Raw genomic sequence first — 14,066 nt, forward strand, 5'->3', positions numbered from 1 at the left:
GTGTCGCGCAAGCCCGCCTTACGGCTGCTTGCGCTCCTGGTCGTCGGACTTGGTTCCCTGTCCGTTGCCGGACGAGGAGTTGGAGTCCTGGCCGCCGTTGTCGCCGCCGCCGTAGCCGACCACCTCGACGATGAAGACCGACGCACGATCATTGTTGCCCGACGCCGTCGGCGGCTCCGCCGATTTGGCGGCGGCACCGGCCGTGTTCGAGGCCGCGCTGAGCGCGCCGATGTTCGGCGCCGTGATGGTCGGCACACCGGTCGCAGTGCCGCCGACCTGGATGTTGCCAGCATTGACCACCTGCACGGCCGCGATCACCAGATTGCCCGACACGCGGATACCCGCATCGCCCGCGTCGACGGTGCCGCGCGGCGCGAGCAGGTAGGCGCTGGACTTTTTCGCCACCTTGGAACTCTGGATGACGGCGATGCCGGCGCCGCTGACGAGGCCGCCGAGATCGACGCTCTGATAGTCGTTGGAGTCGAACACGACCTGCAACGGCGGGAACGACAGCGTGGTTTTGGCGCCGCGGCCGGCGTCGAGATCGCCGTTCGAGCTCCACATCAGGATGTCGCCGCCCTGCTGGGTCATGACGCGGCTCGAATTGACCAGCACGCTGCCGTCGGTAAACGTGTTGATATCGCCGACCCCGAGCGTGAGGATGCCAAGATCATTGGGCTTGAGCAGGTTGTTCGGCTCGAGCGCCAGCGAACCGACACGGATCGTGCCGCCCGGACCGAAGATCGAGATGTTGCCGCCGAGCCTGGTCTGGATCGTCGCATGCAGGAGGTCGAGGTCACCGGTGTGCTTCAGCGTATTGGCGCCGTTGGTGCCGCCGCCAAGCGCGTTCTGGGTGTAGCCGAAGTCCCCCGGGAACATCGTGTTGACCGCCGTGTAGCCACGCTGGTAGGTGCCGGGCGTCACGGCCTGCGCCTGGCCGACGGCCTTGAGTTCGGCGAAGAACACCTGGTCGGCGAAGACGTGCTGGAGGTCCTGTGGCAACGACTGGAAGATGCTCCAGGCCGCGTCGTCGCTGGTCACCGGCCGGTCAATTCGGGCGAGGAAGTCTCTTAGCTCGCTGACATATCTGTGCGCAACCAGAGAGGCGTCGGTATTGACGGGGGTACCGGTCACGCCGTCAGGATAGAGATGAAAAACGAGCCGATTGGCAGCGCCACCCGCGGGATCGGCGGCCCAATAGCCGTTCTTCGGCAGAGACGCGAAGATGGCCAACGCATCCGCGTCGCTGGTCGCCGGCTTGCCGATGCGGACGAGGAAATCCTTCAGCTCGCCGAGGTAGTCGCGCGCCGCGCTGACGGGATTGATGTAGGTGTCGACCACGCCCAGATGATGGACGAGTGCACCGGTGTTGGGATCCTTGGCCCAATAGCCGTCATAGTTGATACCATTGGCGACGCCGAACATGGTGATGACGTCGGCCCCGGTGCCGGGCAGTTTCTCGTTGCGCTTCTTGGTCGTCGCGTTGAATGCGCCGAGCAGTTGTGCGTCGTAGAGGCCGGACGAGCCCTGGCTGACATAGCGGTTGCCGACCGGCCAGAGACTGGCGTTGCCGACCGAAGCGATGCCTTCCTGCCCTTGCGTGAAGGTGCTGCTGTCGCGCGTCACCGGGAGGAACGGACCAAGGTCGCGCCCGGCATCTACGACAAGGAAGCCGGGACCGGCGATCTGCAGGCCGGGCCCGCCGAGCGTTACGACCTGGCCGTTGAAGTTGGCGGTCGCTCCGGCATAGTTGTAGAGGATGTCACGCCCAGCCCGGATCGTGGTGACATCGTCGGCAGCGACGTTCTGGGAGATGAGATTGAGGTTGAGGATGTCACGGCCAGCGTAGATCTGCGCCGGCCGATTCAGCTCCACCCTCGCATACGAAGTCGGCGTCGCCGAGACAATCTTGCCTGCCGTCCGGGTGACGTTGCTCGTCGTGGTGGCAACCGCCGATATATCGCCGGTGACCGCATAAATTCGTGCCGGATTCGTGTCGTGATCATCTTGGTGCGCGAGAACTGATGACGAAAAGGCCCCCGTCATGCCGTTGTTGGGCTGGTAGGGATCGAACGCGGCATTAAGCAGCGACGGTCCCGCCGAGATCGCAGGCGCCACTGTATTTGTCCCGGACATTACAAAGCCGCCTGTCAGGTCGACGCTACCCTCTGCTTGCAAATTGAATGTGCCCCGCTCCGACCCGGTTAGAATGATGCCGGGCATTGCAGGAGTGAGCTGGGGGATATTCGTTGCAAGCCCCTTCGTGGTGATATCTCCGCTTGCCGCTACGGCCGTAAGGCTTGCGGGATATGTAACACCCGTAGTCCAATTCGTCGTGGCAACCGTTTGTGGCATCGCAATGTTCAAGTTGCCGGTGATGGCAGTCAGGTTGACCCCGCTATCCGGACCGTATGTGTTCATCAAAATGAACGCGCTGGCGTGCGCAGGATCAGGATTGGCTTGGATGCCGACCTGCTGGTGCAATTCCGCAGGATTGACCACGCCGCCAATGGCCATCGATCCACCCGAGACCATGCTGATCTGGCCGGTGTCCACCGCTAGCAGCGTGTAGTTAGGTAGGGTGACGAGAACGCCATTGTTGAGCAGCTTGGTGGTGATCGTGCCATTCTGGTCGACCACACCATTCACCAGGATGCTGGCATGGCCCGAGCCCTCATAGTACGAACCGCCGAGGAGATTGCGGCCCGCCCGCACTTGCATGTTGCCGCTATCGTAAAGGTGCGTTTGTGGGACACTAACGGTGCCGGTGCTCAAGGATGCGAGACCGCCAGTCACCCGTCCCGTCGTGGGCAACGATACCGACACATCGATGAGGTCACGCCCAGCAGTCACAGCCGCATTGCCGCCGGCGCTGAGGATGCCATCGCGAAAGCTTCCATACTGGATCCACCAGGCCGATTGCGAGGCAATGTCTTTACCGGAGGGCGCGAACACGCCCGACCCGAGAGTGCTGCCGGTGCTGGACGCTGCAATCCCCGCGTCCGCGAGCAACCATGGCGTATAGTACGCATTCCACAACGTTACACTGGTCCTGCCGAAGACGTTCTGGGTTGTGGTGACGTCTCTGTGCCCCTTGATGTCGCGCTGCGCGGTCACCATGACGTCACCACCCTGGGTCGGGAAGGCTGCGGCCGTAGGCGGACCGTAGACAACGGCGACGCTCAAGGAGCCGAACAGATTTGGAGGCGTGTATCCGAGTACCTGCGGCTCGAGGAACCCATCCGGATTCACCACATTGCCAGACGCGTCATAAGGATTGGCATAGGGAGCCGTGTTCACGCCCGCAGCATAGATCGTGCCCGGCGCCACGGTATCCGCGAGCGAGATGTCACGCGCAGCCGCAATTGCGATGCCGCCGGTGCCCGTGCGCACCATGGTCGCAAGATTGACCGTGTAGTTGGCGCTCTGGACGTTGAACGTGCTGGTGACATGTCCGTTCAACACCACGTCGCCGGCATTCCTGCCGTTGACGCTGTCGAGCGATTGCATCGCGTTCGGATTGGCGCTCGCCATGTCGGCGCCGGCGGTCAGCCGATAGGTCCACGAACCCGGGTTGGTGATCGTCGTGGCAACATCGGGTGCAGTATCGGGGCCGCAGTGGCTGACGCAGACATTCAGCGAATGCGGAAACAGGTCCGCCCCCGCGAGATCGAGCGAGTTCGGGCTAACCCCATTTGCGGTCGGGTTGTATGGCGCGAACGGAAGGGTCTTGTATCCGTTCAGTTGATAGGCGTTCGAGTCGATCGATCTAGAAGTACCGCCAAGATACGCCGTGAGATCGCTCTGATAGCTGCTGTCCCGATAATTTGCGAACTGGAAGAAGCCGTCGGAGATCGAGGCGTTGACGTTGATGTTGTTGGCCGCACGGAGCGTCAGCGCGCCGGCCTCTGCCGCGTAGTAGGGCGAGGCTGCGGTTCCGTAGTTGGCGAGGTAGCGGTAGGCGAAGTCGACATAGCTGGTCTTGGGATCGAAATACTGGAACGTCTGCCCTGAGCTGCGCTGGCCCGTCTGCAGATTCAGGGCCGCGCCGGCCGCGAGATTCCAGTTGCTGGCGATCGTGATGTTGCCGCCGTTGATTGCGGTCGACGGGTTGACCAGATCGACGCCGGGCCGCAGATGCACCACCGACGTGCCGAGCTGATCGGCCAGCGGCTTGACCAGGCGGTCGACGGCCGCGCCAAAACCGTAGCTCTTGAAGTCGGTGGCGGTCGCGTAGGTGAATGTTCCCTGCGTGTATTGCTGAAGCGTGACGTTGGCGAAGGCGCCGGAGCCGGTGGCCGTGGACGCGCCCATATCGGCATTCGCCGCCGAAGCCTGTGTCGATCCGCCGCCGCCGGAGAAGCCGGCGGTCGCTGTGCCGGTGTAGCCCGTGCCGGCATTGACCATGTTGATGCCGACCACGGTCATCAGGCTGCTGGCGAAATCGGCTGCCGACATGTGGCCGGTCACCACGAGCTTGCCGTCGCGGTAGAAGCTGATGGTGGCGGGAGCGCCGGTGAAGCCGCTGCCCGCATTGGTGATGGTGAAGGTGGGAACGCCGTTCGCGTCGGTCGTTACCGTACCTGTCGCAGGGGTGCCGCCGGGTGCGTCGATCACGACGGTGCCTGAAACGTTCCGGTCGAGATGATACCAGCTGCTCGTCGAGGCGATGGTGATGCTCTTCAGCCCCATCACCGCGGTACCCATCGCCTGCCCCCCCGACGTGAACTGGGTGCTGGCGAAATCGCTGCTGGTCGTCTGGTACGAGGCCAGCAGCACCCCATCCTTGTAAAAGCGTACGGTCGCGGGTGCGCCCGCAAAGCCACTGCCGGGATTGGCGATCGACAGGGTGGGAACGCCATTCGCATCCGTCGTCACGGTGCCGGTCGCGGCCGTACCGCCCGCGGGAGCTTCGATGACGAAAGTGCCCGAGGTGTTCGGATCGAGATGATACAGGCTGCTCGTCGGAGCGATGGTGATACTCTTGAGCCCGGTCGTCGCGGTCGCCGGCGAGGAGAAGATGACGTCCGGGACGCCGGTATAGGAGCCGCCGGTGCCGGGCGGCACGTAGACCGAATTGACCCTGAAGCTGGTCGTCGTCACCTGCCCGCCCGGATCGAGGATGCCGTTCCAGCCAAGCCCGGACGCATCGATGCCGCCCTGGCCGTTGGTGCTGAAGCTGACGAAGGACTCGAGCGTCACGTCGCGGGCGCCGATGATCTTGCCCGAGATCGGCGCGATGTTGACATCGTTGTTGCCGTCGTTCGGCGCGCGCAGCAACACGGTGCCGCCGCTCAGGCCGCCCTTCGTGCCGCCGTGGACGTCGATGACCGAGCCGGCGTTCAGATAGATGCCTCCGTTCGTGTTGGCGTTCCAGCTGATGCCGATCGTCACGTCGCCGCCGCGTTCGTCACTGTGCGCGGTGGATGCATCGATGCGGCCGGTGGTGTCGAGCGTGACCTCATTGGCGCCGTAGAGCCTGACCTGTCCGCCGGCCTGTCCGGTGCCGTCGGCGGTCTTGCCCGCATAGCCGCTGGCATCGAGCGTGCCGGCAATGATGATCCGGCCGAACGCCGCCGACAGATCGGCGCTGGTCCAGGTCGGGTCGTCCGCCGTGAGCGTGATCGAGTTGGCCTTGAGCGTGTGGCCCTGCGACAGGATCAAATTGCCGGTGCGGGTGTGGATGTCCATCGCACCGGTGAAGCCGCCCGCCAGCAGCCTGTCCGCCAGCGTATCGAGCATCACCTGCTTTGTGAACGGCTGACTCGAGTCGACCTGGAGACTGTTGGTGTCGATCAGGAAGCTGCCGCCAAGGCCGTTGCCGCCCTTGCCGTAGATGGTCCCGAACACGCTCGCGCGGCCGGTCGTCGCCAGAATCTGGATCTGGCCGCCATAGCCCATGCCGCCGTCCGGCTGCGCCACGTCGATGACGCTGGCATCGCGCGTCAGCACGTTGCCCGCATCGGCCTTCAGTACGACCTTGCCGCTCGGGAGATACGTCACGGTGTCGACCAGGGTCTTGGCGTAGCCGCGCGCCGACACATAGGCATTGTTGTCGAGCGTCACGTCTCCGGTCGTCGCTTCCAGCGTGATCGAGCCGGCCTGCGCCTGGATGACGTTGCCCGTATGCTGATTGTTCTGGGCGTCGACAAATCCGCCGACGCTGACGCTGCCGCCGCGGATCGTCAGGCTGCCGCCGGTGTCGCCACTGTCGGCGGGCGCACCGGTTCTGGCGGAGGCATTGGCGACATCGCCGATGTTGACGACGCCGGAGGTCGCGAGGACGAACGATCCGCCGCCCTTCGAGGTGTTGCCGCCGACCGACACCAGCGGCGTGACCATCTGGAGGCCGACCACGTCGCTGCCGGTCCCGAGCGTCAGCCCGCCCTGCCCGCTGAACAGCACCTTGTCGCTGGCAGCAAAGTTCACTTGCGAGAATCCCGCGATCGTCTGCGTCCCGCCACCGAACACGATGTCGGTCGCAGCGATGCCGAGGGTCCCGGTCAGGCCGGCCTGCGCCGACGTACCGGTCGCGCCGCTGCTGTTGAGCAGGTTCACGGTGCCGCCGATCTCGATCCTTGTGTTGCCGCCGATCCCGGTCACCGCGCGCGCGTCGAGTGTCAGCGACTGCATCGCCGCCTGGATCAGATCCGAACCATGGAACGTGACGTCGCCGCTGATGGCGGCGAGCGTGAGATTCTTCACGCCGCCGAGCTGGGCCAGATTGGTCTGGCTCAGGGTCACGCTGTCGCTCGAGCTCGCGCCGATCCCGATGGTACGGCCAACGATCTTGCCCTGATTGGCGGTGATGGTCGCGGCCGGCACGTTGGGATTTCCCGCGACCGGCTTGTTGAGGATGATGTTGTTAGTGGTCGCGCTCGCCTGCATGAACAGGGTGTTGGTCGTGATATGCGCGCCCGCCTCGATCTCGATATGACCGACATTGCCGCCCGGCAAGGCGATCGCGGCCGGGTTGCTGCTGCCGTCAGCGCTGCGCACCGGGTTGTTGCTGCTCGCCAGCGTCGTGAACTGGATCGTCAGCGGTGATCCCGAGGGCCCTGCGACGGAAACCGTGGAATCCTGAGACGCGACAAACAGGGCGCCAAGGCCCGAAGTGGAATAGCTGGACAACACGGCTGCGGACGACGGGCTGCCGTTGCTGTATACACCCGGAACGCTGACGGGCAGCTTGTTGATATCGGCGCCGGTAATCACGGTGCCGGTGGAATCCAGCGTTCCTCCGAGAGCGGTCGCCACCTGCTGCGCGGTGGTGCTGCTCGGATTCGAGGCGATATAGAAGTTGCGTCCCGCGCCGGTATGAACAACCCCGCTGGTCGTGATCACGCTACCAGTGGCAATCGAGATGGTGCCGGTGCCCGTCGGCGCATTGGCGGAGAACTGGCTCGTGCCGTTGAGCCAATTGCCGCTGACGTTGACCTGGAACGACGATGAGACGGTCTGCTGCGTTGTTCCCGGCTGGGTGACGAACATGAGCTCAGGCGCCGACAGGCCATCCGGCGTATTGACCGCGACTTCGGACGCGGTCCCGGTGATCTGCGTGCCCTTTGACGTGTCGCTGCGCAGTCCGCCGATCAGGACGCTTTCGAAGCTCGCCAGCTGATCGCTCGCCACCACGACATAGCCGGCAGCCGTATACGGCTGCTGGTTCACGCTGGAGCTCAGCACGGCCAGCTTGCCGCTGGAAATATCGAGCTCGCCGCCGCGTCCTCCTGCGGCAGGCGCGCTCAGCTCGGTCGCACCGAGAAGGAGCGTTTGCTGCGCAACGACAGCAATGCGGCCGGCATCGACCGGAAGCCGCGGGATCGCGACGCCGTCATGGTTCGCCTTGTCGGTGAAATAGCCGTTGGCGGTGCTGAAGCTGTATTCGCTGTATTGACGCCAGACGCTGCTGCTCTGAATCGCGAACAGCTCGCTGCCCGACGAATAGGCGCCCGGCCGCGCCGATTGCGTGTAGTGGCCGGAGACCAGCACAGTGCCGTCCGGCAGAGTCGTACCCGACGGGAGATTGCGTCCGAGATTGCTGCCGTAGTCGACGACGCGCAGGGTGCCGGGCAAGGTCGCGTAGTGGCCGGGATAGAGCGTGTAGGTGCCGGCAGGAACGCCAGTGCTGCCGTCGAGATAGATCTGCTGTCCCGCCAGCGGATAAGCATCACCCGCCTTGACGGTCTGGCCGCCATCGAGGCTGCGCGAAGTCGCGAGGTGGATGTCGTAGGCCGCGACCGGATCGTTGTAGGTCGGCACAAGAGCATAGACAGTCTGGCCCGAGGGTGTCGTCGCCAGCGTGTCGCGCGATCCGCCCTTGCCCGAAGTCCATTCCATGGCCTGGAGATCGCCGCCACCGCGGGTATCGATGGTCGAGCCTTGCTTGACCGAAACGTTGTTTCCGTTGAGCACAAGGCCCTTCGACGGCAGCACCGGCTCACCGGTGCTTGACGCTGCCTGCAACGGATGAAGGCTCGCGTTGTAGTACCAATTGACGCCGTCGACCGTTTCCCCATAGGGCACGACCGTGCCTGCGAGCGTGACCGAGGTGAGACTGCTCGGCTCGAGCGTGACCGAACTGGTCTTGATGCCGCTCAACGTCCCGTCATCGCCAAGCGCGATCTTGCCGAGCGGCGCGAACAGGTTTCCGCCCTGGTCGATCGTCGTCGCAAAGACCGACAACGAACCGCCGGCCGAGAGAGGAATATCGCTGCGTCCGCCGGCAGTCGCCTGGAATGTGACGCTTCCGGTGGTCTGGATGGTGAAGTCGACAGCCGAGACGGGATAGATCCGCTGCGCATCGAGCAACAGATTGGCGCCGGCGGCCTGAAGCTTGCCGGTGAATCTGGGCGCGTCCCCTGACGCCAGGCCGTTCGCAACCTTGGGCGTGCTCAGGCGGATGTCGCCGAGGCTCTTGAATTCGATGTCGTTGAAGCCGCTAAAATCAGCGCCTTCAATGTCGATCGTCTGCGCGATGATGTGGTCTGGACCACCCGCCTTGCCTCGCTCGAAGCCCAGATTGATCGAACTGCTCGACGTGCTGGCGCCGCCGCCGCCGCCGGTGAATGACATATAGGGTGCCGCGAGCGTGACGGTGCTGCCCGGCGTGGTCGAGGCGATCGTGCTGGCTGCGACGTAGAGCCGGGACAGGCCGTCGCCGGAGGTCCACTTCACCGAGCCCGCGATCTTCAGCGCGCCGAGCGACGGCGCGGCGATGCCATAGGTGTTTCCCGAAAGTCCCGTGAAAATGCGCGCCGCGCCGTTCTGCGCGGTGCCGCTGTAGAGGTAGACGTTCTCGAACGCGTCCAGCTTGTCGACGGCGGCGAACAGCGTGGATGTCGCGTCGCCGGCCGGCCTGAGTTGGCCAGCGAGCGAGCCCGAATTGGTTGCGATGTTGGCGAGCGTCGCCGCTCCGCCCGAAACAACGTTGGAGAGTGCCGCGGTGACGTTGGCCGAGTCCTGCTGAAGCAGCATCGCACCGCCGCCGAGGATGATGGTGCCGCCATTGGCGACGGGAGTTTTCCCGTCGGCGCCCAGCACCTGCGTTCCGTCGGCTAAGCGGCCACCAAGCGCCTTGAACGTGCCGCCCCAGACAAAGCCAGCCGCGTCGATCTGCACGCTTCCCGCATCGCTCCAGGACTGCGACGAGACCGACTTGCCAGTGAAGTCCAGGGACTGAATCGTGGTGGCGTAGCCGGACACGTCGACCAGCGCGCCGGTTTCGGCGACCACAGAGCTGCCTGATGGCACGAGGCCATTGACATAGGTACCTGCCTGGGCGGTGACCGGACCAGGATTCGCCGCTTCCACGATGAAGGAGCCGCCGCCGAGCACCGTGCCGCTGGTCTTGGCCCCCTTCGGAGCGCCGTAGTAGGAATTCGCAACATACGTTCCCGACACGTCGATCCTGGCCTGCGAACCCAACCAGGTCTTCTGTGCGTTGACTGTGACGGTGCCGGCGTGATCGATCACGCTGCCGCGGATCAGAACGGTCTGGGCCGCTGCCTCGCGGCTGGGATCTGATTTCGAATAGTCCGGAATGCCGCCGAAGCTCACCTTCGCCTGCGGATCGGTCACGATTGCAGCGCCGGTGTCGACGAGAATGTTGTTCGACTTGAAGGTGAGATCGACCGCCTTGCGTTGATCGTCGGGCAGACTCACCAGGTCTGCCGTGCCGGCAACTTTGTTGCCGGTGCCGAGCCCGCTGTAGTTGGCAAGGCTCGCCAGATTCTTTTGTTGCAGCGTGAGGTTCACTCCGGCAGCAACGGCGATAGTCGGGCTCGCGCCGGACCAATTATCCGGCGTGGATTCGAAAACGTAGGAGCTGAATCCACCATCCGTCAGTCGGGACGCCGCGAGCGTCGCGGCCGTCAGCCCACCGCCAAGGGTGGAGGTCACGATACCGGAGGTCGCATCGGCATGTGTGGTGCTGTCGATCGTGATCGTCTTGGCAGCGCCGAGCGTCAACGTCCCATTGCTCTGGAAGCCATAGGCCCGCAGAGCCCCGTCAAGCTGAAGCTGGGCAACACTTCCCTTGAAGGGGATGACGGGTCCGCCCGATCCGCCCTGGGCCGTCCAATCTTTGAACCCCTGATATAGCAGCAACGAAATGTTGCCCCCACGCCCGGCCATTATACCCGTCGCAACTGTCTTTGCGACGCCGGTCGGCGAGATGTAGCCGCCGCTCGATGCGTCGAGCAGCGATCCCTGCGCGAGCAAGATGCTGCCGGTCACGTCAGTATCGCTTCTGCTGCCCCGGTTCGTCGCGATCGAAATGGAGCCGCCATCGATATAGGCCGGCCCTGCTGCGCCCAATGCGCCAAGGCCGGTGTCGTTGACCCAGCGGCCGCTGACATCCAGGGTGCCGGAGACGAAGATGTCCGACTTGCCGGAGGCTGTTATAGCGGGAGCGAACCAGCTGCTGCCGCTGCCGCCGGCCGCAGCAAAGGAGTCCGTCACGAGACTGATCTGGCCGCCCGCGGCGCGTATGCTGCCCTTGATGCTAATCGCAGATCCCGCAGTCGCAGAAAACTTGCCGCCGGCCGCCAAAGTGAGGTCGGGCAAGCTCGACGAATCCGCGAGACTGCCGTTGGCGGAATCGTGGCTGACGAGGAGATCACCGGAATTGACGCTGAGCAGGCTCAGCCCATAACTCGACAGCATGGCTGCCGAAAGCACAGTTTGATAGTTGCTAGCCGGCGTGAAGTCGTCGCCTTTGATGGCCGTCGCGAGCTGCGACGGATTCGGCGAGCCGGGAATGGGCGCGATCTGGCCTGTCGTTGCCAATTGGCCAGTCGCAAGATCGGCACTCGTGCCGATCACCACGCTACCCGGCGTGGTCAGCGAAAAATAGCCCTGCGACGGCAGCTCGTCGCCTTTTGCCTGGGTGTTGGTCACGCCGCCGGTCACCGACGGTTTCAGACCAAGCGCAATCTGGCGCTCGCCCTCGACCGAGCCGAAATACATCTGTCCCTGGAGTTGCGGCGTGATGGTGGTGATCGTGACGCCGCCGGCGTCGTGCCCCTCGGTGTAGCCAGGCACCTGCATTTGAGTCCCGGTCGACCAGGTCTCGGTCAGGTTCCAATGCGCATGGTTGACGGTGAACTGGCCCGCGATGCCGAGATAAACCTGGTTGGGATCGGCATTCGCCATGCTGTACAGGCGGCCGTCTGCGCCCAGCAGCTTGGTGCTCGAAACCGTGCCCGGCTGGAATGTGACATTGCCGCCGGTGACGTTGATCACCGAACCTGCCTGCGTGATGACGCTGCGATTCAGCGTCGTACTGTCCGTCGCGCTGAGATCTGTTTGAAGGTTGACGGACCCGCCAGTCGTCATCAATTGCTGAAGGCTGCGTTTGTAGGTGAGAACCGTGGGGCCGGCATCCGCGACCGGCGTGCCCACCCAGCTCGTGCCGTCGCTTCGGGTGCCGGACGCGCGGATGTCGATGTAGAGCGTCTGGCCAAACAACACGCCGTTTCGCTGCAACGGCATGTCCGCGAATTCTAGTCCGCGCGGTACGAAGGGAATGAAATTGTAGCTGGCCGGGAGCTCGACGTTCTGAAGGCCCGCAACATCGATGGTTGCGCCGGGCTGGAGCAGCACCTGCTGGGGGCCAGTGACACTGAGACTCAGACCCAAAGGGGCCCCGTCGAAGAGAAACAGCGAGTTCTGGGTTGGGTTCGTATAGAGAGACGCACCGTTCACCGAGGGACCCAGATCAATGGCTCGCAGCGTCACGGTGGCGGACGGCGCTGATATCAGGCCGCTCGAACCGACTGTGACCGATCCCTGGGCGGACAGTTCGACATAGGCCGGCGTGAAGCTCTGCACCGTGCTGCCCGCGCTGCCACCTTGCGGCAGTCCCGACGCTATCGGATCATTGTCCGCGGGAAGCGAGCTGATCGTACCCTCGAGATCGACGCTGGTTGCAGCACGCAGAAGCACCATGGCGTTGCGGCTGATGCTCGTGTCTGCCGAAATCACGCCGGACTTGCCGATCGTAATCCGGTCTCCGTTCATCTGGGTGACGCCGCGCGGCGTTTCGATCAGACCATTATTGGTGACGAGACCCGACCCCGCGGTATATTTGCTGCTGAGTGCAGCACCGTCGTCCGTGGAACCGCTGTCCGACAGATAGGCGCTGGCAAAATGAGTGATCCGGAAGTCGTTGAGGCGCGCGGTCACGCTACTGGGTGCAACCAGCGACGGCAGTTTCCAATAACCACCCGCAACTATGCCGATGGTGCGCGCCGCCACCAGGTCCACTTCGCCCGCGGAGGACACGAGGTTACCGGAATTGGAGACATTCTTGCCGAACAGGCGAATGAAACCGCCCGAATCCAGACCGACAACCGTGGTCGTGATCTTGGCGCCGGCGTTGACCGTCACGTCACCCCAGCTGTTGTTTTCGGCCGCATATCCTGGGTCCGATGGTTTTAGCGTGGGCGCAACCGAGAATGCATTGAGGGGATTGTTGATTCCCGACTGAAGAAAGAAGCTATCCCGCTGATCCTGGGTCAAACCCAGCGCACCGACGTCGAGGCTCGAGGCGACCAGCGCATGAACGTTAACCTGCGCGCCGGCGCCGAAAATGATGCCGTTCCGATTGATGACGTAGACGCCACCCTGTGCGCTCATCTGCCCGAGGATCTGCGTCGGGGAGCCGGTCGGGTCGGTCACGCGGTTGAGCACGGTCCAGTCCGCCGACTGTTGCTCGAACTTCACCGACGTCTTGCTGCCGATATTGAATGTCTGCCAGTTCAGGACGGCGTTCTGAGAGGTCTGGGTGATGTCGACGGTGTGTTGCCCGTCTCTGACGGTCTGGGTGAACGTCGTATTGGCGTTTTTCCACGAGGTCGGCGTGTTGAGCTGAAGCGACGAGCAGGAATCGCCGCAGGCATTCTTGGCGGTGACGTCGCTCACGCCCCCGATCGGCATCAAGCCGCCACCGGCGACCCCGTCGACGACCGACTTGGCGGCTTGCGCCGCCGCCGCTGCAGCATCCTGCTGGGCCTGACGCGCCGCCGAAAGCGCGGCTGCGGCGCGCGAAAGAGACACTTGTGCCTGAACGCCCGCCGCAGCGCCCTGCTGTGCCGCCATTCCCGCGGCGATCTGGGCCGCGGTCGCAGGCGCCACCGACGAATTGCTGGGGGTGAGGCTGCGAGCCTGAGCCTGATGGCTGATCAGCGAGGGCAGCAGGGCCGTGGAGGTCAGCAGCGCCGCACGCAGGCTGCGCCAGCGGGGCGAAAAGGCAGTTGGCTTCAGAACGGTATTCACGCGGCACACTCCAGCGGGAACGGATCGTTGCTTGGGGCGGCTGACAGACCGCACCAGCCGCTTCGCGGCCGCCGCTGAGAGCACGCAACGCGCCTCCCGGGTATCACATAGAGTGTTACACCTATGTGATATTTAACTAACTATTAACGATATTGATGAGCGTAACCTATGATCCGCGCTGGATATTCCGGTTCCCGCCGATACTCCACGGAACAAAAGCGCGGCCGGGCTGCGCCCTCGCGCAACCCGGCCGGATTATCCGGACAAATTCCTGCCTAGAGCCCTTT

At 64.0% G+C, this 14,066-nt stretch carries 1 protein-coding gene; it reads right to left on the reverse strand.

Annotated elements, in window-relative coordinates; all coding sequences use genetic code 11:
* Positions 1-18: 18 nt before the first annotated feature.
* Positions 19-13,779, reverse strand: coding sequence for a filamentous haemagglutinin family protein (locus tag ACLFLU_RS25620; protein WP_426407593.1), 13,761 nt, complete (start codon positions 13,777-13,779; stop codon positions 19-21).
* Positions 13,780-14,066: the final 287 nt, after the last annotated feature.

Source organism: Bradyrhizobium ganzhouense (assembly GCF_049949285.1).
Classification (GTDB): domain Bacteria; phylum Pseudomonadota; class Alphaproteobacteria; order Rhizobiales; family Xanthobacteraceae; genus Bradyrhizobium; species Bradyrhizobium ganzhouense.